This is a genomic window from Mycobacterium sp. ACS4054 (genome assembly GCF_001667275.1).
In the GTDB taxonomy this organism is placed as follows: Bacteria; Actinomycetota; Actinomycetes; order Mycobacteriales; family Mycobacteriaceae; genus Mycobacterium.
The window spans coordinates 253890-275924 of sequence record NZ_LZHV01000058.1; the positions used below are offsets into that span (position 1 = coordinate 253890).

23 protein-coding genes are annotated in these 22035 nt (G+C 70.6%); 13 read left to right on the forward strand and 10 right to left on the reverse strand.

The features are described from left to right. Window position 1 precedes the first annotated feature (1 nt). Both A5730_RS17690 and A5730_RS17695 read right to left on the reverse strand, forming a co-directional pair. On the reverse strand, window positions 2-910 hold the full coding sequence (locus A5730_RS17690; RefSeq protein WP_067902995.1) for a class I SAM-dependent methyltransferase: 909 nt from the start codon (window positions 908-910) through the stop codon (window positions 2-4). After that, on the reverse strand, window positions 903-1847 hold the full coding sequence (locus A5730_RS17695) for a class I SAM-dependent methyltransferase (RefSeq protein WP_067902998.1): 945 nt from the start codon (window positions 1845-1847) through the stop codon (window positions 903-905). The genes A5730_RS17690 and A5730_RS17695 overlap by 8 nt, the downstream gene beginning before the upstream one ends. Before the next feature lie 96 nt (window positions 1848-1943). Here A5730_RS17695 and A5730_RS17700 point away from each other — a divergent pair, with 96 nt between their 5' ends. Together A5730_RS17700 and A5730_RS17705 are read left to right on the forward strand one after the other, a co-directional pair. Then, entirely contained in the window at window positions 1944-2705 is a 762-nt protein-coding gene (locus A5730_RS17700; protein ID WP_067903000.1) for an SDR family oxidoreductase, read from the forward strand. Beyond that, on the forward strand, window positions 2702-3934 hold the full coding sequence (locus tag A5730_RS17705) for a zinc-binding dehydrogenase (RefSeq protein WP_067903003.1): 1233 nt from the start codon (window positions 2702-2704) through the stop codon (window positions 3932-3934). Before A5730_RS17700 ends, A5730_RS17705 begins: the two co-directional genes overlap by 4 nt. Here the strand turns inward: A5730_RS17705 and A5730_RS17710 are convergent. Then, window positions 3931-4569, reverse strand: coding sequence for a class I SAM-dependent methyltransferase (locus A5730_RS17710; protein WP_369829892.1), 639 nt, complete (start codon window positions 4567-4569; stop codon window positions 3931-3933). The genes A5730_RS17705 and A5730_RS17710 overlap by 4 nt on opposite strands. 74 nt (window positions 4570-4643) lie before the next feature. Here A5730_RS17710 and A5730_RS17715 point away from each other — a divergent pair, with 74 nt between their 5' ends. Next, window positions 4644-5495 carry a helix-turn-helix transcriptional regulator gene (locus A5730_RS17715; protein WP_067903006.1) on the forward strand — a complete coding sequence of 284 codons (852 nt, stop codon included), beginning with the start codon at window positions 4644-4646 and terminating at the stop codon, window positions 5493-5495. Here the strand turns inward: A5730_RS17715 and A5730_RS17720 are convergent. Genes A5730_RS17720 through A5730_RS17735 form a run of 4 tightly spaced genes read right to left on the reverse strand, consistent with a single transcriptional unit; the run spans window position 5484 to window position 9068 of the window. Continuing rightward, entirely contained in the window at window positions 5484-6521 is a 1038-nt protein-coding gene (locus tag A5730_RS17720) for a dihydrodipicolinate reductase (RefSeq protein WP_067903179.1), read from the reverse strand. The two genes, A5730_RS17715 and A5730_RS17720, sit on opposite strands and share 12 nt — an antisense overlap. Window positions 6522-6553: 32 nt before the next feature. Next, on the reverse strand, window positions 6554-7438 hold the full coding sequence (locus A5730_RS17725; protein ID WP_067903009.1) for an MBL fold metallo-hydrolase: 885 nt from the start codon (window positions 7436-7438) through the stop codon (window positions 6554-6556). Further along, a complete protein-coding gene (locus tag A5730_RS17730) occupies window positions 7438-8091 on the reverse strand; it encodes an L-fuculose-phosphate aldolase (RefSeq protein ID WP_067903012.1) in 654 nt (217 codons plus the stop codon). The genes A5730_RS17725 and A5730_RS17730 overlap by 1 nt, the downstream gene beginning before the upstream one ends. After that, a complete protein-coding gene (locus A5730_RS17735; RefSeq protein WP_067903015.1) occupies window positions 8088-9068 on the reverse strand; it encodes an NAD(P)-dependent oxidoreductase in 981 nt (326 codons plus the stop codon). The genes A5730_RS17730 and A5730_RS17735 overlap by 4 nt, the downstream gene beginning before the upstream one ends. A gap of 30 nt (window positions 9069-9098) precedes the next feature. Here A5730_RS17735 and A5730_RS17740 point away from each other — a divergent pair, with 30 nt between their 5' ends. Together A5730_RS17740 and A5730_RS17745 are read left to right on the forward strand one after the other, a co-directional pair. Then, window positions 9099-10457: an FGGY-family carbohydrate kinase gene (locus A5730_RS17740; protein ID WP_067903182.1), complete on the forward strand. Its 1359-nt coding sequence runs from the start codon at window positions 9099-9101 to the stop codon at window positions 10455-10457. A 9-nt stretch (window positions 10458-10466) separates the two neighbouring features. Beyond that, window positions 10467-11132, forward strand: a complete 666-nt coding sequence (locus A5730_RS17745) for a GNAT family N-acetyltransferase (protein WP_055401813.1) — start codon at window positions 10467-10469, stop codon at window positions 11130-11132. Window positions 11133-11187: 55 nt separating this feature from the next. On the opposite strand, the gene A5730_RS17750 is transcribed toward A5730_RS17745, so the two are convergent. Continuing rightward, window positions 11188-12093 (reverse strand): class I SAM-dependent methyltransferase, encoded by a 906-nt coding sequence (locus tag A5730_RS17750; RefSeq protein ID WP_067903018.1) that lies wholly within the window; start codon window positions 12091-12093, stop codon window positions 11188-11190. Window positions 12094-12335: 242 nt separating this feature from the next. Here A5730_RS17750 and secY point away from each other — a divergent pair, with 242 nt between their 5' ends. From secY to A5730_RS17790, 8 genes are read left to right on the forward strand one after another with little or no spacing between them, the layout of a single operon-like run. Further along, entirely contained in the window at window positions 12336-13661 is a 1326-nt protein-coding gene (gene secY / locus A5730_RS17755; protein ID WP_067903022.1) for a preprotein translocase subunit SecY, read from the forward strand. Continuing rightward, window positions 13658-14203 carry an adenylate kinase gene (locus A5730_RS17760; protein WP_067820114.1) on the forward strand — a complete coding sequence of 182 codons (546 nt, stop codon included), beginning with the start codon at window positions 13658-13660 and terminating at the stop codon, window positions 14201-14203. Before secY ends, A5730_RS17760 begins: the two co-directional genes overlap by 4 nt. A 2-nt stretch (window positions 14204-14205) precedes the next feature. Next, on the forward strand, window positions 14206-15006 hold the full coding sequence (gene map, locus A5730_RS17765; protein WP_067903025.1) for a type I methionyl aminopeptidase: 801 nt from the start codon (window positions 14206-14208) through the stop codon (window positions 15004-15006). A gap of 49 nt (window positions 15007-15055) precedes the next feature. Then, a complete protein-coding gene (locus A5730_RS17770) occupies window positions 15056-15601 on the forward strand; it encodes a sigma-70 family RNA polymerase sigma factor (protein WP_082946881.1) in 546 nt (181 codons plus the stop codon). Between the two features lie 42 nt (window positions 15602-15643). Continuing rightward, window positions 15644-16360: an anti-sigma factor gene (locus A5730_RS17775; protein ID WP_156745857.1), complete on the forward strand. Its 717-nt coding sequence runs from the start codon at window positions 15644-15646 to the stop codon at window positions 16358-16360. Window positions 16361-16375: 15 nt separating this feature from the next. Further along, entirely contained in the window at window positions 16376-17578 is a 1203-nt protein-coding gene (locus tag A5730_RS17780; protein WP_067903034.1) for an NAD(P)/FAD-dependent oxidoreductase, read from the forward strand. A gap of 17 nt (window positions 17579-17595) precedes the next feature. Then, complete coding sequence (locus A5730_RS17785) at window positions 17596-18162, forward strand: DUF4389 domain-containing protein (RefSeq protein WP_067903185.1); 567 nt, start codon at window positions 17596-17598, stop codon at window positions 18160-18162. Next, window positions 18159-18785: a class I SAM-dependent methyltransferase gene (locus tag A5730_RS17790; RefSeq protein WP_067903037.1), complete on the forward strand. Its 627-nt coding sequence runs from the start codon at window positions 18159-18161 to the stop codon at window positions 18783-18785. Before A5730_RS17785 ends, A5730_RS17790 begins: the two co-directional genes overlap by 4 nt. Here A5730_RS17790 and A5730_RS17795 read toward each other — a convergent pair. Beyond that, window positions 18772-21171: an ABC transporter permease gene (locus A5730_RS17795; protein WP_231994712.1), complete on the reverse strand. Its 2400-nt coding sequence runs from the start codon at window positions 21169-21171 to the stop codon at window positions 18772-18774. The two genes, A5730_RS17790 and A5730_RS17795, sit on opposite strands and share 14 nt — an antisense overlap. A gap of 89 nt (window positions 21172-21260) precedes the next feature. After that, entirely contained in the window at window positions 21261-21956 is a 696-nt protein-coding gene (locus A5730_RS17800; RefSeq protein ID WP_067903043.1) for an ABC transporter ATP-binding protein, read from the reverse strand. Window positions 21957-22035: the final 79 nt, after the last annotated feature.

Genomic DNA, 22035 nt, shown 5'->3' on the forward strand with positions numbered 1-22035 from the left:
GCTACTTGTACGTCGCGGCGACGTAGCTCAACTCGCCGAAGGTTGCCGACATCTCGTCCTCGGGGAAGTCGAACCCGTTCTGCGCGTACAACTCCCGCGCGGGATACGTGGTTACCTGCCAGTCGTGCGTCTGCAGGTAGTCGACGACGACGTTGCGCTCGCCGCGGTAGAACAGGTCGGCCGCGTTGAGGTTGAAACCGAAGCGCTGCCACCGTTCGCTGATGCGCTGCAACCGCTCGTCGGAGAACGCGTTGGGATCCGGCACGTGCTCGGTGGCCAGCCGGCTGCCCGGCGCGCTGAGCGCGGTGATGTTGTCGAACAACCGGTCCTGGGCCTCGGGCGGTAGGTAGGGGAGCAGCCCCTCCGCGCTCCACGCCGTCGGCTGGGCAACGTCGAACCCACCCTCGCGCAGCGCCGCAGGCCAGTCGTCACGCAGATCGATCGCGATCGTGCGGCGCTCGGCGGTCGGGGCGGCGCCGAGACCGGCCAGCGTGTCGGTCTTGAAGGCGATGACCTGTGGCTGGTCGATCTCGTAGACGACGGTGCCCGCCGGCCAGCCCAGCCGGTAGGCCCGGGTGTCCAGCCCGCTCGCCAGGATCACCGCCTGGCGCACACCGGCTTTGGTGGCGCCGATGAAGAAGTCGTCGAAGAAGCGGGTGCGAACCGTGATCTGCTCGGCCCGCGCCTTGCGATTGAACAGCGGGTCGTCTTCGAAATCGACCTGCCCGTCCACGATGCGGATGAATGGCTCCAGGCCGACCGCGCGCACCAGCGGTTCGGCCAGCGGATCGTCGAGGAGCGCGTCGGGCCCCTGCGACGCCACCGCGCGCGACGCCGCGACCATGGTGGCCGTCGCCCCCACGCTGGACGCGGGTCCCCAGCTGTCGCCTTCCGTGCGTCCCTCACTCATAGCTGCCACTCACGTAGAGCATCTCGCCCATCCGCATGTCGTCGTCCTGCAGCGGGGCAAGCCCGTTGGCGGAGAACAACTCGGAGATGGTGACGCCGTTCAGGGACCACCCGCGCTCGCCGAGGTAGGGGGCCGCCTCGTTGCGGTCCCCGAAGTAGACCAGGCCGGCCATGTCCAGCTCGAAACCGTGCGCGCGCCAGCGTTCGGCGATCTGCTGCATGCGCTCCTTCATCTTGTCCTCGTCCCCGGGCTCGGGGTTGGGCGCGCTTTCCACGGCCACCCGGCTGCCGGGCGCGCTGAGTTCGGTGATGGTGTCCAGCAACCGGTCCTGCGCCTCCGGCGGCAGGTAGCCGAGCAGGCCCTCGGCGCTCCACGCGGTCGGCTGCGCCGGGTCGAACCCGGCGGCCCGCAACGCGGCGGGCCAGTCGTCGCGCAGGTCGACGGCCACCACCCGCCGGTCGGCGGTGGGCGCGGCGCCCAGCCCGGCCAGGGTGCGCGACTTGAACTCGATCACCTGCGGCTGGTCCACCTCGTAGACGACGGTCCCGGCGGGCCACGCCAGCCGGTAGGCCCTGGCGTCCAAGCCCGAGGCCAGGATCACGGCCTGTTTGATGCCCGCCCCCGCCGCGTCGAGGAAGAACTCGTCAAAGAACTTGGTGCGCACCGCCATGTTGTCGGCCATCCGCGACATCGCGCCGGCCGAACCGGTGGAGCCGTCGTGCACGTCGTTCAGCTCGTCCGGGTTCACTTCGCCGGTCGCGAGCCGGGTGAGCAGCTCCACGCCGACGGCCCGCACCAGCGGCTCGGCGAATGGGTCGTTGATCAGCGGACGCTCGGCCCGGGTCGCGACCGCGCGGGCCGCGGCGACCATCGTCGCGGTCACCCCGACGCTGGAGGCCAGGTCCCAGGTGTCGCCCTCATACCTGGTGGAAGTCATGTTTGCCCCTGTTCAGAACTAGTCCATCTAATATTTAGTCGATATAACAAGCTGCCACCACTGTACGCTTCCCGCGTTTCGCGGCAACCTTGACTGATGAGCGATCGGGTGCTGATCACGGGAGCTTCGTCGGGGCTGGGGGCCGCGCTGGCGCGCAGGCTGGCCGGGCGGCACGCGGTGGTGGGGCTCGTCGCGCGGCGCCGGGACCGGCTCGGACAGGTGCTGGCCGAGTGCCGGCGGGCCTCGCCGGAGTCGGCGATGTGGGTGGCCGACCTGGCCGACACCTCGGCGCTGCATGACCTGGCCGGCCGGGCCTGGGAGGCGCTCGGCGGCATCGACGTGCTGATCAACAACGCCGCCGTCCCCAAGCGTCGTCCCGTTGCCGCGCTGGAGCCCGACGAGGTCGAAGACGTCATGCGGGTCAACTTCTTCGCCCCGATGCGGCTGACGCTGGCGCTGTTGCCGCGGATGCTGGCGCGCGGATCGGGGATGATCGTCAACGTGTCGAGCGTCGGCGGCCGGCTCGGAATCATCCACGAATCCGCTTACTGCGCAAGCAAATTCGCGTTGTGCGGGTGGAGCGAGGCGATGGCCGTTGACCTGCACGGCTCCGGGGTGTCGGTGAAGCTGATCGAGCCGGGCCCGGTCGACACCGAGATCTGGGACCAGCCCGGCAGTGAGGAACCGCTCTACCAGGGCCCCAAGGTGCCCGCGGACGAGGTGGCCGACGGCATCATCGCGGCCCTGGAGGGTGACGGTTTCGAGCACTACGTGCCCGACCTGAAGGCGGTCGTCGACGCCAAGAACGCCGATCTCGACGCGTACATCGCGGGAGCGGCCGGGATGGCGCCGCGATGAAGGCGCTGGTGTACGGCGTCGCGCCGGAGCCGGTCGAGGTGCCCGAGGGCGCCAACACGCTCACGGCGAACCTGGGCCGCACCCCGACCGCGCTGCGTCGGGTGCCGGATCCCGAATTGCCGCACGATGATTGGGTGCTCACCCGGCCGCGGCTGACCGGCATCTGCGGCTCGGATTCCAAGCAAATCCTGATGGATTTCGGCGAGGGCGACGCCGACAACGCCATGTCCTCTTTCTGCTCCTTCCCACAGGTCATGGGGCACGAGGTGGTCGCCGATGTGGTGGCGCTCGGCCCGAGGGCCCGCGGCCTCGAGGTGGGGCAGCGGGTGGTGCTCAACCCGTGGCTGTCCTGCGGCCCCCGCGGCATCGAGCCGCCGTGTCCGGCGTGCGAGGACGGCGACTACAGCCTGTGCTGGAGCTTCACCGACGGCGACATCAAGGCCGGCATCCACACCGGGGTGTCCGCCGACGTGACGGGCGGTTACGCCGAGCTGATGCCCGCCCACGACAGCATGCTGTTCGGGGTGCCGGACGCGATTCCGGACGAGATGGCCGTGTTCGCCGATCCGTTTTCGGTGTCCCTGCACGCGATCACCCGCCACCCGCCGCCCCGCGGCGGCCGTGCACTGGTGTACGGGGCCGGCTCGCTGGGGCTGTGCGCCGTGGCGATCCTGCGGGCGCTCTACCCGGACGTGGCCGTCGCGGTGGTGGCGCGTTTCGGTGCGCAGGCCGAGCTGGCCCGGCGGTTCGGGGCCGCCACGGTGCTGGCGCACGAACCGCGGCTGGGCCTGATCGAGGAGCTGGTCGCCTGGGGCGGCGGGCGGCTGCGACAGCCGCTGCTGGGGCTGCCGATGGCCCACCCGGGCGCGCTCGACGTGGTCTACGACACCGTCGGCAAACCCGAGACGTTCGAAGTGGGGGTGCGGGTGCTGCGCTCGCGGGGCACCTTGGTGAAGGCCGGTGTGCACGCCCCCGGCCGCTGGGAGTGGAGCCCCCTGTATTTCAAGGAGATCGCCCTCGTGGGGTCGAACGCGTTCGGCGTCGAGGAGGTCGAGGGGCGGCGCAAGCACGCCATCGCCCACTACCTCGACCTGGCCGCCGGCGGCCGAATCGACCTGCGCCCCATGCTGACGCACACCTATAGGCTCGACCAGTGGCGCGACGCGTTCCTCGCGATCGCCAACCAGGGCGACAGCGGCGCCGTCAAGGTCGCGATCGACCAGCGCTAGGCGGGGCGGGTGGCGCGGTAGTAGTTCAGCCGCCCGAGGATCCGGTGCCGCATCGATGCCACCTCCGTGCACTCGAACCCCGCCCCGCGCAGCAGCCGGGGGATCGCGTCGCCGAGGTTGCCCGCCGCGTGGTGATTGCGCCTGATGAGCCGCGCCGCCAGGCCGTGCTCGGCGGCCGGTTCGCCGCCGATGTCCACCAGGTGCAGACTGCCGCCGGGGCGCAGGACCCGGAAAACCTCCGCCGCGGCGGCGCTTTTCGCGTCCTCGGCGATGTGGTGCAGCATCATTGACGACAGCACGCGGTCGAATTCGCCGTCGGCGTACGGGAGCCGTTCGGCGTAGGCACTGTCGAAACGGACTTCGCTCGTCTTACGCCGCGCCCGCTCGAGCGCCCGCGGGTCGGGGTCGCAGCCGATCACCTCGGCCGCGGGATGAGACCGTTTCGCGCGGATGGTGAGATTGCCCGTCCCGCAGCCGATTTCCAGCACGCGCTGACCGTCGGTGATCTCGGCCTGCGCGATCAGGGCCTGCTGCACCTTCTTCATGCCCAGCAGGCGGGACATCAGGTCATAGGTGGGCAGCAGCGCGTCGTGGCCCGCGGCGGGCAGGTAGTCATGTGGATGATGTTTCGTCACATTTCCCATGGTGAACGCCTGCATCGCAGAAGAATTGGTCGATTTTCGGAAATAATGGGACTATCTTCGGAGATATGACACGGCTGGCGCGGATGGTAAGCCAGCGCGGCGGCGTGCCCGTCTACGAATACCGGGCGGACCCGGGCACGCCCCCGGTGGCGGTGTTGCGAGCGGGGCCCGGTCTCGGGGAACGCGGCCGGCACATCCACGACTTTCCGGCGCTCTGGTACGTGCCCGCGGCCGGGGCGGTCCACGTGCTGGCGGCGGGCGCGGTGCTCGACCCCGCGCAGGACTTCCATCTCGACGACGGCGTCGCGGTGTTCTTCGATCCCGCCGCCTTGGGCGAGGACGCGGCGTCGGCGTGGCCGACGTGGCGGGCGCATCCGCTGTTGTTCCCGTTCCTGCACGGGCACGCGGGCGGCGTGCTGCGCCTGGAGTTGCCCGCCGACCGACGGTCCTTGTGGGACAACGCCATCGGGTCGATCGAGGCCGAGCTGTTCGGCGGCCAGGACGGTTATCGCCAGGCGGTCCTGGCGCACCTGACGCTGTTGCTGATCGACCTCGCGCGGTTGGCGGGTCCGGCGGTGGCCGAGTTGCGCCGCAGCGCCGAACCGCTGCTGGCCGGGGTGTTCGAGGTGATCGACCGCCGGCACGCGGAGCCGCTGTCGCTGCGCGACGTGGCCGACGAACTCGGCATGACGCCCGGGCACCTGACCACGGTCGTGCGGCGCCGCACCGGGCGGACCGTCGGGGAGTGGATCACCGAGCGCCGGATGGCGGCCGCCCGCGAGCTGCTGACCCAGACGGAGCTCCCGGTCGCGGAGGTGGCCAGGCGGGTCGGCATCGGCGATCCCGGCTATTTCAGCCGGCTGTTCGGCCGCACGCACGGCATCACGCCGCGCGAATGGCGCGATTCAAACCGTTAGTGCCCCTTTGGAACCGGTGATGGGCAAGTCGATGGGGGTGATGACGCCCGGCCGTGCGTCGCAGAGGAACGGTATGGCGTTGACGGCCGCGACGGCGGTGCTGTCCATCAACACCGTCATCACGTCCTCGCCCGGTTTGCCGAACCGGATCGTGGCGTCGACGTGGGGCCGGCCTTCGATCACCACGCTGAAGCCCTTGGGGTCGGGCCATCGCGGGTCGAGCGCGTCGTCGCTCATCGTCCAGCAGATGGCCAGCTCGACCACGGGGCGGCCGCCGCGGTGGCCGCGATACGTGCGGCGCTGGCCGCCGATGGTGCCGGCCGCGAAGTCCACCCAGCCCAGGTGCAGGTCGCGGGTCAGCACCGCGGGCTCGACGAACGCGTCCTTGAAGTCGAGTTCGACGCCCAGCATGGCGGCGATCATGTCCAGCGTCTCGAAGTAGCCCAACCCGAATCGTTGTGTCGCCGGGTCGATTTGCGTCACCGGCTCGCGCGGGGTTTTGCCGAATCCGAGCACCTTCCACACGTCCCACACGGGATAGGTTGTGCAGTCCAGGGTTTCGACGAGCTTGACATGGTCGACCTCGCGGCACGCGCCGGTGAGGAAGCCGGCGACGACGTTGATGAAGCCCGGCTCGAACCCGGTACCCAAAAAGGTCGCGCCGCCCTCCCGCGCCGCCGCCTGCAGCGCCGGGAGCTCGACCGGGTGATGGGTGCCCGTCAGGAAATCACCCGTCGTGACGACGTTTATGCCGGACCGCAGCATCCTGAGCACCAGCTCGTAGTCGATGACCCGGGGCATGTAGTTCACGCAATCCGGCCGAAGCTCGATCAACGCGTCGGCGTCGTCGGTCGCGGCCACCCCTGCCGGGGCCCGGCCGGCCAGCAGGCCCGCGTCGCGGCCCACCTTGTCCGGGCCGAAGGCGTGTACGCCCACCACCTCGAAGTCGTCGCGGTCCAGCAGCACGCCGAGCGCCCTGCTGCCGATGTTTCCGGTTGACCACTGGACTACTCGGTAGGGCGCCATGCCCCACACCGTAACCTCGGCGAGGCTCGGGCTCAGAGGGATTCGAAGTCCAGCCAGCGGTCGATGTCGAACTGATCGTCGACGGCGCGGATCGTGGCGCCGCCGTGGCCGGGATAGTGCGCGGGTATCACGGCGGCCTTCCCCTGGGCGGCTTCGGTGAAGATCCGGCGGCGGGTCACGGCCGCGGCCGGCGCGTCGACGTCGAAGGCGCACGCGTCGGCCGGTCGACGCAGTTGCAGCGGGCTGTGGGTCAGGTCGCCGACGAAGACCGCCGGCCGGCCCGCGTCCAGCCACAGCACCGAGGAGCCGGGGGTGTGCCCGGGGGCCGCCCGCAGCCGCAGCGACCGGCTGATTTGGTGCTCGTCCGACCACTGGACGAGCTGGCCCCCCGCGTCGACGGGCGCGACGCTGTCGGCGAACACCAGCTGGTCACCGGGGTCTTGGCCGGCGGGCCCGTCCGGGCAGAAGTGGCGGTAATCGGCGGCCGGCACCAGGTATCGCGCGTTGGGGAAGGTCGGGACCCACGCGTCGTTCTGGCGCAGGGTGTTCCACCCGACATGGTCGGAGTGGATGTGGGTGTTGACCACCACGTCCACGGCGGTGCGGTCGATGCCCGCGGCCTCCAGCGCGGCCAGGAACCCGGTGTTCAGGTGGTCCAGGGGCGGCATGTGGGGGCGTTCGCGGTCGTTGCCGACCCCGGTGTCCACGACGACGGTCAGCCCGTCCACCTCGATGACCCAGCTTTGGACCGCGATGTGCCACTGGTCGGTCGACGGGTCGAAGAAGTCGGGCTCCAGCAGGTCGGCGTTGTCCCGCCAGCCCGACGGCGGCGTTTGCGGGAAAAATTGTGCACCCAAGTCGAATTGGAGTTCGGCCACCCGCGAAACGGTCGCGTGGCCGAACCGGACCGGGCGCATCAGGCGTTGCTGCGCAGGTAGCCGTAGACGCTGGCGAAGTTGCGGTTCACGTCCTCCGGGATGGGCACCGGACCGCCGAGTGCCTTTGCGCCCCAGACGATTTGGGCGGTGCGTTCGACCAGCGCGGTGATATGCAGCACCTTGTCCGGCCGGGGCCCTACGGCCACCAGGCCGTGGTTGGCGATCAGCGCGGCGCCCCGGCCGTCGAGCGCCTTGACGGCGTTGGCGCCGACGTCGGGCGTGCCGGACGCCGCGTAGTCGGTGCACCGGACGTCCCCGCCGCAGTACACCGCGAACTCGTCGATGCAGGCCGGAATCGATTGGTGCGCAATGGCGAACATGGTCGCCCACACCGGATGGCTGTGGATGACGCTGCCGATGTCGTCGAACGCGCGGTAGCAGGCCAGGTGCAGCTGCATCTCCGACGACGGCGCGCGGCCGTCCGCGGCGTGCAGCACGGCGCCGTCCGGGTCGACCAGGACGAGGTCGTCGAGCTGCATGTCGCGATAGTCGACCGACGACGGGGTGATGACGATGTTGCCGTCGTCGCGTCGCGCGGAGATGTTGCCCGCGGTTCCCTCGACGAGCCCCCGGCGCAGCATGTCCTTGGCCGCGTCCAGCACCGCGGCTTCGGGGTTGGCTACCGATTTCATGGCCCCAGCACCTCCGGGTTGACGATGTGGGCGGGCGTCTTGCCGGCCAGCAGCGCCTCCAGGTCGTCGGCCACCATCTGCGCCTGCCGAGCCTCAGTGTTCCACGTGGCGCCGCCGATGTGGGGCGTCAGCACGACGTTGGGCATGCCGGCCAGCGGGTGGTCGGGGGCCAGCCATTCGCCGACGAAGTGGTCCAGGCCGGCAGCGGCCACCTTGCCGCTGCGCAGCGCGTCGACCAGCGCGTCGGTGTCGTGCAGCTGGGCGCGGGCGGTGTTGAGGAAGACCACGCCGTCGCGCATGGCGGCGAACTGCTCGGCGCCGATCATGCCGGCGGTGTCGTCGGTGACCGGGGCGTGCATGGAGACGACGTCGGCCTCGTCCAGCAGCTCGTCCAGGCCGTGCCGGGCGTCGTCGTTGTAGGGGTCGTGGGCGATGACCCGCAGTCCCAGGCCGGACAGCCGCCAGGCGGTGGCGCGGCCGACCGCACCCAGGCCCACCAGGCCGGCGGTGAGCCCGGCGATCTCCCAGCCGCGGAACCGCTGATAGGGGATGCTGCCGTCGCGAAAGATGTTGCCGCCGCGGACATCCGAGTCAGCGGGCAGCAACTGACGGGTGGCCGCGAGCAGCAGCGCCACGGTCATCTCGGCGACGGCGTCGGCGTTGCGGCCAGGGGTGTTGAGCACCGGGATGCCGGCCGCCGCGGCGCCGGCGACGTCGACGTTGTTCGGGTCCCCGCGGGTGGACGCGATCGCGCGCAGGTTCAGCTCGAACACCGGCCCGCTCACCGAGTCACCTTCCACCACAACCACATCGGCGGACTCCGCCACAATGCGCTCGGCCAGCTGTTCGGCGCCGTAGATCCGCAGTGGGGCCTGCTCGATCCAGGGGTCGTAGACCACGTCGGCCAGCTCGGACAGCTTGGCGAAACCCGGCCCACGCAGCGGGGCGGTCACCAGGGCGCGCGGTCTTGACGTCACGAACCCCAATGCTGGCGTACGGTGACGCCCGTGTCACGTGATGACGTCACAATCGGCATCGACGTCGGCAGCACCGCGGTCAAGGCGGTCGCCGCGGACGGCGACGGCCGGGTGACGGCGCGGGCGCGGATCCCGCACGAATTGCGGGTGCCGGCGCCGAACCGGCTCGAGCACGACGCCGGGGAGGCGTGGCGGCGGGGGCCGTTGGCCGCCCTCGCGCGGCGGGCCCGCCCGGACGCCCGGGCGGTGGCCGTCTCCGCGATGGTGCCGTCGCTGACGGCCGTCGACGCCGCGGGGGTGCCGACCACACCGGGGCTGCTGTACGGCGACGAACGGGGCCGGACGCCACAACAGGAGGCGCAGCCGCTGCCGGCGCTGGGGGAGGCCGCGGAATTCCTGCGCTGGACCGCGGTCCAAGCGCCGGGCGCGGCCGGGTACTGGCCGGCACCGGCGGTGGCCAACCACGCGCTGGCGGGCGAGGCGGTGATCGACTTCGCCACCGCCGCCACCGCGTATCCGCTGTTCGAGGGGACCGGCTGGAATGCCGAGGCGTGCGCCGAACGCGGCGCGCGGCCCGAGCAGATGCCGCGGGTGGAAAGCATGGGCGCCGCCGTGGGGCAGGTGCACGGCACCGGCGCGGCGCTGGCGATCGGCGCGATCGACGCGCTGTGCGAACAGATCGTCGCCGGCGCCGACCGCGTCGGCGACGTGCTGGTGCTGTGCGGCACCACCTTGATCGTGTGGACCACCATCTCCGAGCCCCGGCAGGTGCCGGGCCTGTGGACGATCCCGCACACGTCGGCGGGCAAGAGCCAGATCGGCGGGGCCAGCAACGCCGGCGGCCTGTTCCTCGGCTGGGTGGACCGCGTCGTCGCGCCCGGCGATCCGGCCGCCGCGCGGCCCGGGCGGGTGCCCGTGTGGTCGCCGTACATCCGCGGCGAACGCACCCCGTTCCACGACCCGGATCGCCGGGCCATGCTCGACGCCCTGGACCTCACCCACGACGCCGCCGCGCTGCGGCGGGCCGCCTACGAGGCGTCCGGCTTCGTGGTCCGCCAGCTCATCGAGCTGAGCGGGGCGCCGGCGGCGCGCATCGTCGCCACGGGCGGCGGAACCCGCGTCGCGCCGTGGATGCGGGCCATTGCCGACGCCACCGGGCGGCCGGTCGAGGTATCCGCCGTGCCGGAGGGGGCGGCGCTGGGCGCGGCGTTCCTGGCGCGCATGGCGGCCGGCCTGGAAACCTCGATCGCCGACGCCGCTCGCTGGGCCCGCACCGAGCGCATTGTCGAACCCGACCCCGCCTGGGCCGCCCCGATCGAGGATCGCTATCAGCGGTTCCTGGAACTGGGAAACCGCCGATGTAGCGCGCTCCCCGGGGCGGCGTTCTAGGCTAATGCAATGACCGACCAGGACCGCAAAGCCGCCCGCCGCGAGATCGCCGATGCCTTGTTGAAAGCCCTTGAACGGCGGCATGAAATCGCCGACGTCGTGGTCGAGTCCGAGAACAACGCGGCCGCGGTCGAGGCGATCGTCCGGCTGCTCGACACCTCCCACCTGGCCGCCGAAGCGGTGATGGGGATGTCGTTCGCTCAGCTCACGGTCGACTCGCGCCGCAAGATCCTTGCCGAACTCGAGGACCTCAACAAGCAGCTCAGCTTCACCCTCGGCGAGCGCCCGGCCAGCTCCGGGGAGACGCTCGAGCTGCGGCCGTTCTCCGCCGACAAGGATCGCGACATCTTCGCCGCCCGCACCGAGGACATGGGCGCCGCCGGCGACGGGTCGGGCGGGCCGGCCGGCAACCTCGACGACGAGATCAGCGCGGCGCTCGGGCGCCTCGACGACGAGGAGGCCGCCTGGTTCGTGGCCGTCGATTCCGGCGAGAAGGTCGGCATGGTGTTCGGCGAGCTGCTCGGCGGCGAGGTGAACGTGCGGATCTGGATCCACCCCGAGCACCGCAAGAAGGGTTACGGCACCGCCGCGCTGCGCAAGTCGCGCACCGAGATGGCGTGGTGCTTCCCCGCCGTGCCGATGGTGGTGCGGGCGCCGGCCGCCAGGCCCAGCTAGCTAGCGGCGATCGCAAGCGCGGCGAAGCCGGGCGCGGCGGGTCGCCGCCATCGAGCTAGCCCAGCGTCGCGGTGACGGCGACGATGTTGCGCAGCTGCGACGTCTCGTCGTCCGGGAACTTCAGCCCGTAGTCGGCGAAGTACTCCCGGCGCTCGCGGGTGGTGACCTGCCAGCCGTGGGCCGCCAGGTAGTCGACGACGTTGTTGCGCTCGCCGTCGAAGAACAGCCCCGACAGGTCGATATCGCAACCGAGGTTGGCCCAGCGCTCGTTGAACTGCTTGGCCCGCTCGGTCATCGTGCGGCCGGAATCGCCGTGGAATTCGGTGGCGAGCTTGCTGCCGGGCGCGCTGAGCTCGGTGATGTTGTCGAACAGCTTGTCCTGGGCTTCGGGCGGCAGGTACATCAACAGGCCCTCGGCGCTCCACGACGTGGGCTGCGCGGGGTCAAACCCGCTGCGCCGCAACGCTTCCGGCCAGTCGTCGCGCAGATCCACGCTGACCGTCCGCCGGTCGGCGGTCGGGGCGGCGCCCAGCCGGGCCATCGCGGCGCTCTTGAACTCGACGACCTTGGGCTGGTCCACCTCGTAGACCACGTTGCCGGGCGGCCAGCTCAACCGGTAGGCGCGGGCGTCGAGGCCGGCCGCGAGGATCACCGACTGGCGGATGCCGTCGCGGGCGGCGTTCAGAAAGAAGTCGTCGAAGAAGCGGGTGCGCACGGCGATCGAGTCGGTCTCCAGCTGCAGGTCCCGATCCCCGTCCTGCCCGTCCGGCGGGACGACCTCGCCGTCGACCAGCTGGCGGAAGAATTCCAGGCCGACCGCCCGCACCAGTGGCGCCGCGAACGGGTCGTCGATGATCGGGTTGCCGCCCTCGCTGGCCAGCGCACGCGCCGCGGCGACCATCGTGGCCGTGGCACCGACGCTGGACGCCAGGTCCCAGCTGTCTTGATCAGTGCGTGTCATGCTGCTCCTATTTATTTAGCAAATGCAACGAGCCAGCAGAACTCTACGCCCCGCGGCTTACGGCTTCCTGTGTTTTTCGCGGCCTTGAATGGGCTGTGGCCGACGGCCCTGGACGGGCCCGCCCGAATCAGCTGTTAGTCTCGTACACGGTTTGACGCGCTTTAGATAAGGCGGCCGTACGTCCTGGCCTGCGGGTGTTGGGCGCGTAATGCAGGAGACCCCCCGGCTGCGCAGGAGGAAGAGTGCTTTCGGCTTTCATCTCATCGCTGCGGACAGTCGATCTGAGACGGAAGATCCTCTTCACGCTGAGCATCGTCGTTCTCTATCGGCTGGGCGCCGCGCTGCCGTCCCCCGGCGTCAATTTCCCGAACGTCCAGCAGTGCATCAAGGAGGCCAGCGGTGGCGCGGCCGGCCAGATCTATTCGCTGATCAACCTGTTCTCCGGCGGTGCGCTGCTGAAACTGACGGTGTTCGCGGTCGGGGTGATGCCCTACATCACGGCCAGCATCATCGTGCAGCTGCTCACGGTGGTCATCCCGCGGTTCGAGGAACTGCGCAAGGAGGGCCAGTCCGGCCAGGCCAAGATGACCCAGTACACCCGCTATCTGGCGATCGCGCTGGCCATCCTGCAGGCCACCAGCATCGTGGCCCTGGCGGCCAATGGCGGGCTGCTGCAGGGCTGCTCGCTGGACATCATCGCCGACCAGAGCATCTTCACCCTGGTCGTCATCGTGATGGTGATGACGGCCGGGGCGGCCCTGGTGATGTGGATGGGTGAGCTGATCACCGAGCGGGGCATCGGCAACGGCATGTCGTTGCTGATCTTCGTCGGCATCGCGGCGCGCATCCCGTCCGAGGGCAAGACCATCCTGGACAGCCGCGGCGGGGCCATCTTCGCCGCCGTCTGCGTCGCCGCCCTGGTGATCATCGTCGGCGTGGTGTTCGTCGAGCAGGGTCAGCGGCGCATCCCGGTGCAATACGCCAAGCGCATGGTGGGCCGGCGGATGTACGGCGGAACGTCGACGTACCTGCCGCTGAAGGTCAACCAGGCCGGCGTCATCCCGGTGATCTTCGCGTCCTCGCTGATCTACATCCCGCACCTGATCACGCAGCTGATCCGCAGCGGCAGCGGCGGCGTGGGCAACAGCTGGTGGGACAAGTTCGTCGGCAGTTACCTGTCCGACCCCAGCGACCCGATCTACATCAGCATTTATTTCGGGCTGATCATCTTTTTCACGTACTTCTATGTGTCGATCACGTTCAACCCCGACGAACGCGCCGACGAAATGAAGAAGTTCGGCGGCTTCATTCCCGGCATTCGACCGGGCAAGCCCACCGCCGACTACCTGCGCTATGTGCTGAGCCGGATCACCCTGCCGGGCTCGATCTACCTCGGCGCCATCTCGGTGCTGCCCAACCTGTTCTTGCAGATCGGCAATGGCGGAGCGGTTCAGAATTTGCCGTTCGGCGGTACCGCGGTTTTGATCATGATTGGCGTCGGTCTGGATACGGTCAAGCAGATCGAGAGCCAGCTGATGCAGCGCAACTATGAAGGGTTCCTCAAGTGAGAGTCGTTTTGCTGGGACCGCCGGGGGCGGGCAAGGGAACGCAGGCCCAGAAGCTCTCCGAAAAGCTCGGAATTCCACACATCTCCACCGGGGAGCTGTTCCGCAGCAACATCGAGAACGGAACCAAACTCGGCTGCGAGGCCAAGCGCTACCTGGACGCCGGCGACCTGGTGCCCTCGGAGCTGACCAACCAGCTCGTCGACGACCGCCTCAGCGATGACGACGCGGCCAACGGCTTCATCCTGGACGGCTATCCGCGGTCCACGGAGCAGGCCAAGGCGCTGCACGACATGCTGGGTCGCCGGGGCACCGACATCGACGCCGTGCTGGAGTTCCGCGTCTCGGAGGAGGAGTTGTTGCAGCGCCTCAAGTCGCGGGGCCGCGCCGACGACACCGACGACGTGATCCTGAACCGGATGAAGGTCTACCGCGACGAGACCGCGCCGCTGCTCGAGTACTACCGCGACGAGCTCAGGACGGTCGACGCCGTCGGCGGCATGGACGAAGTGTTCGCCCGCGCCCTGCAGGCGCTGGGCAAGTAATCGTGAGCGCGCTGGCGCGGCTGCGAAGCCGCAAAGTCGTGCCGCAGCGCACCGCCGACGACCCGGACGCGATGGCCGCGGCCGGGGCGGTGGTCGCGGCCGCGTTGCAGGCGGTGCGGGCGGCGGCGGTGGCAGGCGTGTCGACCCTGAGCCTCGACGAGATCGCCGAGTCGGTGATCCGCGAGGCGGGTGCCATCCCGTCGTTCCTCGGCTATCACGGCTACCCCGCGTCGATCTGCGCGTCGGTCAACGAGCGGGTGGTGCACGGGATCCCGTCGGCCGCAGAGGTGTTGGCCCCGGGCGACCTGGTGTCCATCGACTGCGGGGCGGTGCTGAACGGCTGGCACGGCGACGCCGCGGTCACGTTCGGCGTCGGGACCCTCGACGGGGCCGACCAGGCGCTGTGCGACGCCACCCGGGAATCGCTGGAGGCCGGGATCGCGGCGATGGTCCCGGGCAACCGGCTCACCGACGTCTCGCACGCCATTGAGGCGGGCACGCGGGCGGCCGAGGGCCGGCACGGGCGGGCGTTCGGGATCGTGGAGGGCTACGGCGGCCACGGCATCGGCCGGCACATGCACATGGACCCGTTCCTGCCCAACGAGGGCTCGCCCGGGCGCGGCCCGCTGCTGGCCCCCGGATCGGTGCTGGCCATCGAGCCGATGCTGACCCTCGGCACGGGCAAGACCCTGGTGCTCGACGACGCGTGGACGGTCACCACCTCCGACGGTTCCCGTGCGGCACACTGGGAGCACACCGTCGCGGTCACCGATGACGGGCCGCGCATCCTGACAGTGGCTTAGCGTGAACTAAACCGCCATTCGACTCGTTTCAGTAGTCGGAGGTGATGGAGTGGCCCGTGTGGCAAGCAATCGGAGGGCGTCGGGGGCTGCCGAGGCCGCTCTGATGAAGGCGCTCTATGACGAGCACGCGGCGGTCTTGTGGCGCTACGCGCTTCGGTTGACCGGGGACGCGAGCCAGTCCGAGGACGTGGTGCAGGAGACGTTGCTGCGGGCCTGGCAGCATCCGGAGGTCGTCGGGGACACGGAGCGCTCGGCGCGGGCGTGGCTGTTCACCGTCGCCCGCAACATGATCATCGACGACCGGCGCAGCGCGCGGTTCCGCAACGTCGTCGGTTCGACGGACGAGGCGGGCGCGCCGGAACGGTCGACGCCGGACGAGGTGAACGCGGCGCTGGACCGGCTGCTGATCGCCGACGCGATGGTGCAGCTGTCGGCCGAGCACCGGGCCGTGATCGACCGGTCCTACTACCGCGGATGGACGACTGCGCAGATTGCTGCAGACCTCGGCATCGCCGAGGGGACGGTGAAGTCGCGATTACACTACGCCGTGCGGGCGTTGCGGCTCACTCTGCAGGAACTTGGAGTTACCCGCTGAGGGGCTCCGAAATGCTTGAAGGGTGATGAGGGAATGGATGAGATGAATACGCCGCTACGGGGCCTCGGCCCGCCCGCCGATCCGTACGTGATGTGGGATGCCGCATACGTTTTGGGCTCGTTGTCGGCCGCCGAGCGGCGCGAATTCGAGGCGCACCTGGCGCACTGCCCCGCATGCCGCGAGGCCGTCGCGGACCTCAGTGGCTTGCCCGCCCTGCTGTCCCAGCTGGGCTCCGACGAGGTGGCCGCGATGAACGAGGCCGGGTTGCCGGCCGCACCGGAGATGTCGCCGGAGCTGTTGCCGTCGTTGCTGGCCAAGGTGAGCTGGCGCCGGCGCCGCACGCGCATCGTGACCTGGGTGGCCTCGTCGGCCGCGGCCGTGGTGCTCGCGATCGGCGTGTTCGTCGGGCTGCAGGGGTATTCGTCGTCCTCGTCGCAGCAGGTGGCCGCCTCCTCGGCGCCGATGGCGCAGGTGGGCACCACCCTGCTGACGTCGACGGTGCAGCTGTCCAGCCAGCACTGGGGGACGTCGATCAACCTGCGGTGCGTGTGCCTGGCCCCGCTCAATGCGCACCACGACACCCTGGCGATGGTCGTGGTGGGCCGCGACGGCAGCCAGACCCGGCTGGCGACCTGGGTGGCCGAACCCGGCCACACGGCGACGCCCGCGGGCAGCATCTCGACTCCGGTCGACCAGATCGCCGCCGTGCAGGTGGTGGCCGCCGACAGCGGCCAGGTTCTGCTGCAGCGTTCGTTGTAGGGGTCGGGAGCTGACGTGACTGGCCACCGGCGTCCGCTTCGGGCGCTGGTGGTGGGCGCGGGCGTCGGGGGCATCTCGGTCGCCCGCGGACTGTTGCGCGACGGGCATGACGTCACCGTCTACGAGCGTCGACCCGAGCTGCGGGCCCCCGGCGGCGCGGTGACGATCTGGTCCAACGGCGACACGGTGCTCCGGCAGCTGGGCGTCGACATGGACGGGGCCGGTCAGCTGCTGTCCACCGTGCGGGCCGTCACCCGCACGGGCCGTCCGCTCGCCACGCTCGACGTGTCGGTGATGGCGGACCGGCTGGGCGCGCCCGTGCGGATGGTGCCGCGCCGGGTCCTGCTGGAACGGTTGCTGGACGGCTTCCCGTGCGACCGCATCCGATGCGGCTCCCGCGCGATTGCGTTCGAGGACACCCGTGACGGCGTGCGGGTCGAGTTCGCCGACGGCCGCGCGGTCGAGGGGGACCTGCTGATCGGCGCCGACGGCCTGCACTCGATGGTCCGCGACCGCGTCGGCGGTCGGCAGGCCCAGCCCACCGGCTGGTGCAGCTGGCAGGGGCTGACAACGCTCGCGGACGTCCCGGACAAGGGCACCGCGCTGATGGTCATCGGCGAGCGGGGAAACCTCGGCCTGTGGCCGGCCGGGGGCACCGACGTGCAGTGGTGGTTCGACCTGCCGTGGGCCTACGGCTTCGTGCGGCCGCCGCGCCCGATCGAGGAGATCCGGTCCCATTTCACCGGCTGGTCCGACGCCGTCGACCGCGTGCTGGCGGCCCTGACCGACGACGACCTGGCGCACTCGCCGTATCCACACTTCCGCCATCCCATACCGCCGGTGGGCCGCGGCCCGGTGACGTTGCTCGGCGACGCCGCACACACGATGCCGCCCACCCTGGCGCAGGGCACCAACCAGGCGCTGCTGGACACCATGGTGCTGTGCAAGGCGCTGGCCGACGTCGCGACGAACGACGAGGTGCCGAAAGCGCTGCGCCGGTACGAGAGGACGCGCAGGCACAGGGTGATGGCCGTGTCCCGGGTGGCGTCGCTGCCGGTCTCGCACGGGGAGGTCGTGCTGCGCCCGGCCGCACTGATCCCCGACCGGCTGCAGGCCGCCGCGCTGACGATGTTCCTGCGCTGGACGAGCCACCGTAGGATGTCCGCAGAGATCGACCGAGAAATGGGGGCAGCGACGACCAGCCGATCCAGCCCATGAACGACGAATCCGTCAGGGTGCGAGGCGATTTCGATGCGCCCTCGCGCTGGCTCTGGCTGGTGAAATGGTGCGTGCTGGCGGTCCCGCACTACCCGATCCTGATCGGGCTCTACCTGGTCTTTCCGCTGTCGACCGTCGTCGCCGGCGTCGCCATCCTGTTCACCGGGCGGTACCCGCGGCCCCTGTTCGACTTCAACGTCGGCGTGCTGCGCTGGTCCTGGCGGGTGATGAACTTCCGGTTCCCGATGAACAGCACGGACCGGTATCCGCCGTTCACGCTCGCGTCGCGCCCGGACTATCCGGGCGACCTGCAGGTCGATTATCCGGAGCGGCTGCGCAATTGGGCCGTGCTGGTGAAGTGGCTGCTGGCCATTCCGCAGATACTGCTCTGCTGGTCGATGGAGCCGCTGCTGCAGCTGCTGTGCGTGATCGCCGCGATGTCGTTGTTGTGCACCGCGACCATTCCGCCGGGGATGTTCGACCTGCTGCTGGGCATCGTGCGCTGGCGCTACCGGGTGGCCGTGTACGTGTCCCTGATGCGCGACGAATACCCGCCGTTCCGAATGGATTTGGGTGCCCGGTGACCCGCCGCAATCCGCTGTTCCCGTACGTGTATCGGTTCGGCCAGCCGGTCTTCGACCGGCTGTTCTACCACCGGTACCGCCGGGCGGCGCTCAGCAACGCCGTCGGTCGGCTGCTGATGCTCGGCCTGGGGCCGGGCACCGATTTGAGGTTCCTGCCCGCCGCGGTGACGTCGGTGGCCGCCGTGGAGCCGGTGGCGCCGTTCCGCCGGATGGCGGCCCGGCTGGCCGCTCGGCACGGCATCGCCGTCGACATCGTCGAGGGCGCGGGCGAGTCGATTCCGTTCGGCGACAACAGCTTCGACTCCGTGCATATCGGGCTCGTGTTATGTTCGGTCGACGACGTGCCCGCCACCCTCGCCGAGATCCGCAGGGTGCTCACCCCGGGCGGCAGGCTGGTCGTCCTCGAGCATGTGCGGGGCGAGGGCGCGACGGGCCGGTTCCAGGATTTGGTCGCCAAGCCGTGGTCGTGGGTGGCCGCCGGGTGCGAGCCGAATCGGCGGACCCTGGAATCCATCGCCGCGGCGGGGTTCGACACCACGGCGCTGCGCACCATCCCGCGCACCCCGGTCCCGTTCCCGTGCAAGCCCCATCTGCAGGGGTTCGCCACCCTCACTCCACGCTGACGGCCTCGATGATGTTCAGTCGCGCCGCGCGCCGCGCGGGCGGCACCGAGCCGAGCAGGCAGATCACCAGCGCCCCCGCGGTGAACGCCAGGGCCATCGGGCTCAGGCGGAAGCCGACCCGGAAATTCATGATGTCCCCGCTGATGAGGCTGAACAGCCACTGGTCGGTCAGGCCGAACAGCAGCCCCAAAACCCCACCGACGAAACCGATTCCGGCCGCCTCGGCCAGGACGGTCCGCAGGGTGAACCGGCGGCTGGACCCCATGGCCCGCAGCACGCCGATCTCGCGGCGGCGCTCGGTCACCGACAGCGTCAGCGTGTTGAGCAGCGCGACGCCGGCCACGGCCACGACGATGACCCAGACCGCGTTGGCGATGAACATGCTCTGGTGCAGCGGCGCTTCCAGTCCCGCCAGCGCGGCGCGGCCGTCGTACACGTGGTTCGGGGCCGGCACCACCCGGCGGACCTCGGCCCGCAGGCGCCTCGGATCGGCGCCCGGCGCCGCGGTGATCTGCAGGTTGGTCGCCGCCGGGCGATCGAACCACGCCCGCAGGTGCTCGAGATCCATTCCGACCGTGCCGATCACGGTCGAGAAGAACGGCACCAGCGCCAGCACCTGGGCCTGCCGTGGACCGTGCGGCGTCTGCAGCTGCAGCCGATCGCCGGCGCGGACGTGCAGGGCACTGCCGAGGTTCTGCGTGAGCACCACGCCGCGGCCGGCGAGCACGTCGTCGCGCAGCCGTTCGTCGAGCGCGCGGAACAGCGAATCGTGGGTTCCGTCGGCGAAGCCGTCGAGCAGGACGCGGGTTCCGCCGACGACGGCGAACCCGAATGCCCCCTCGGTGACCCGCCCCACCCCGGGCAGGGCAGCCACCTTCTCCGAAAGGCCTTGCGGCAGTGCGTCGGTGGGGTAGCTGTCGGGGGCGTCCGCGCTCACCCACACGTCGACGCCGGCGGCGGGGGCCGACAGGGCGCGGGCCGAGCGGATCATGTCGGCGTTGGTGCCGGTGATCACCACGGTGGTGACCACGCCGATGAGCACCGTCATCACGGTGGCCCACACGCGCCGCGGCGCGCGTTCGACGGTGGCCGCCGCGAGCGCGCCGAACGATCCGAACAGGCGAGCCGTTGCGGCCGTGGCGGCGACGATGGGTGCGGTGAGCGCGAAGCCGAGCGCGATCTCGGCGCTGAGCAGCGCGGCCATCGCGGCGAAGGCCAGCGTGCCGTGCTGGCCGATCACGGCCCAGATCGACACCGCGGCCACGGCGACCGCGCCCGCCCCGGCGGCGACCCGCAACCACCGCGGCACCACGTCCGCCGCCGACGCCCCGACGGGCGCCAGGGCCTCGATCGGGGCCACCTTGTACACCTGTCGCGCCGCCATCGCCGACGCGACCACGCTGGTGATCGCCGTCGCCGCCAGGGCCATCGGGATGGCGTAGCCGGGCAGCCCGTACTCGACGCGGGCCTCGAGCCCCTGGGTCATCGCCGGGGGCAGCCGGCCGATCGCGAGGTGGCCCGCGAGGATGCCGATGCCAGAACCGATGGCCCCGCCGATGAGCCCGAGGATCGCCGCCTCGCCGAGCATGTCGCCGACGATGGTGACGCGCCGGCCGCCGATCGCGCGCAGCATCGAGATGACCGGCCGGCGCTGGGTGATCGCCATCGTCATCGTGGTGTAGATCAAAAACGCGCCGACCACCAGCGCGACGGCGGCACCCAGCAGCGCCATGTAGTTCATCAGCCTGACCCCGTCGCCGGCCCGGGCGGCCCGCACGCTGGGCGCGGCGACCAGGGCGCGGCCGTTCACCGCGGCGGTGACCGCGGCGCGGACGGCGCCCAGATCGGCACCCGGCTTGGTGGTGATCAGTATCGAGTCGAGTTGACCGGCGCGCCCGGTCACGTTCTGCGCCAACGTAAGTGGCGCGAGGACGTAGTGCCCGCCGTTGAGGTCCGCGAACTGCTTGCCCGCCAGCACCTCGGTGACGGTGACCGAACCCGAGCCCAACTCCAGCGTCTGGCCCTTCGCGTAGCCGACCCGCGGCCCCACCTGGACGCCGTTGGGCGTGGCGGACAGCTCCTGCACCGGACGAGCGACCGCGTCCTTGAGCGCGCCGCCCAACGCGGCGGTGCTGGCATCCGCGCCGAGCAGCAGCACCGGTCCCGTCGCCGTGGCGGCCGACGTCCTGATCATCGGCGCGGCGGTCGCGACGCCGGGGACCGCGGCCACGTCGGCCAGTACGGCGTCGGGGAACCCGGCGTCGGTGATGCCCGACACCTCCAGCGCGGCCACGCCGGCGATCCCGTCGGCCAGCCGGTTGACCGATCCGGTGATGGACCCGAAGATGCCGAAGATCGCGACCAGATACGTTGCGGAGACGGCCATCACGGCGATCGACGCGAGCGTGCGGCGACGATGGACGGCGAGCTCACGCAGGCTGAACACGCGCAGTCGGCTCGCCGCCGCACCGATCCTCACGCAGGGACCGCCGGTACGTCGGACCCGACCCGCCCGTCCTGCAACGTGATCACCCGGTCGGTCGAAGCGGCGGCGTCCGAATTGTGGGTCACCATCACCACCAGCCGGCCCCGGCCGTCCTCGTGCGCCACCTCGGCGAGCAGCGCAAGGATCGAGGCGCCCGTCGCCGAGTCCAGGTTGCCGGTGGGCTCGTCGGCGAGGATCAGCGGCGGATCCATCATCAACGCGCGCGCCACCGCGACCCGCTGCATCTGACCACCGGACAGCTCCGCCGGCCGGTGCTCGGTCCGGTCGCCTAGCCCGACGCGGTCCAGCAACCGCACCGCGTCCGCTTTGGCGCGGCCCAGCCGGACGCCGTCGAGCAGCTTCGGCACCGCCACGTTCTCCCAGGCCGAAAGCGTCGGCAGCAGGTTGAAGAACTGGAAGATGAAACCCACCCGGTGGTGGCGGAACTCCGACTGCTGCTCGTCGCCCAGGCGCCCGATCTCCTCGCCGTCGAAGGTGATCGAGCCGGAATCGGGGCTGTCCAGCGCGCCGAGCAGGTGCAGCAGCGTGCTCTTGCCCGCCCCGGAGGGGCCGACGACCGACACGAACTGACCGCCGTCGAGCCGCAGGCTGATCCCGTCGAGCGCGCGGACCGTCTGACCGCCCACCCGGTACTCGCGAACCACGTTGCGCAGTTCGATGGCCATTTAGACACCACGAGGGCCGCCGGCAAACGGTTCAAACCGCCGGGGTGAACCGATCGCGGGCCCGGCTCGTGTCTGAAGG

Coding starts and splice junctions, on each gene's coding strand:
- A5730_RS17690 (WP_067902995.1), bottom strand. CDS start 910: ATGAGTGAGGGACGCACGGAAGGCGACAGCTGGGGACCCGCGTCCAGC.
- A5730_RS17695 (WP_067902998.1), bottom strand. CDS start 1,847: ATGACTTCCACCAGGTATGAGGGCGACACCTGGGACCTGGCCTCCAGC.
- A5730_RS17700 (WP_067903000.1), top strand. CDS start 1,944: ATGAGCGATCGGGTGCTGATCACGGGAGCTTCGTCGGGGCTGGGGGCC.
- A5730_RS17705 (WP_067903003.1), top strand. CDS start 2,702: ATGAAGGCGCTGGTGTACGGCGTCGCGCCGGAGCCGGTCGAGGTGCCC.
- A5730_RS17715 (WP_067903006.1), top strand. CDS start 4,644: ATGACACGGCTGGCGCGGATGGTAAGCCAGCGCGGCGGCGTGCCCGTC.
- A5730_RS17720 (WP_067903179.1), bottom strand. CDS start 6,521: ATGGCGCCCTACCGAGTAGTCCAGTGGTCAACCGGAAACATCGGCAGC.
- A5730_RS17725 (WP_067903009.1), bottom strand. CDS start 7,438: ATGCGCCCGGTCCGGTTCGGCCACGCGACCGTTTCGCGGGTGGCCGAA.
- A5730_RS17730 (WP_067903012.1), bottom strand. CDS start 8,091: ATGAAATCGGTAGCCAACCCCGAAGCCGCGGTGCTGGACGCGGCCAAG.
- A5730_RS17745 (WP_055401813.1), top strand. CDS start 10,467: ATGACCGACCAGGACCGCAAAGCCGCCCGCCGCGAGATCGCCGATGCC.
- A5730_RS17750 (WP_067903018.1), bottom strand. CDS start 12,093: ATGACACGCACTGATCAAGACAGCTGGGACCTGGCGTCCAGCGTCGGT.
- A5730_RS17775 (WP_156745857.1), top strand. CDS start 15,644: ATGAATACGCCGCTACGGGGCCTCGGCCCGCCCGCCGATCCGTACGTG.
- A5730_RS17795 (WP_231994712.1), bottom strand. CDS start 21,171: ATGGCCGTCTCCGCAACGTATCTGGTCGCGATCTTCGGCATCTTCGGG.
- A5730_RS17800 (WP_067903043.1), bottom strand. CDS start 21,956: ATGGCCATCGAACTGCGCAACGTGGTTCGCGAGTACCGGGTGGGCGGT.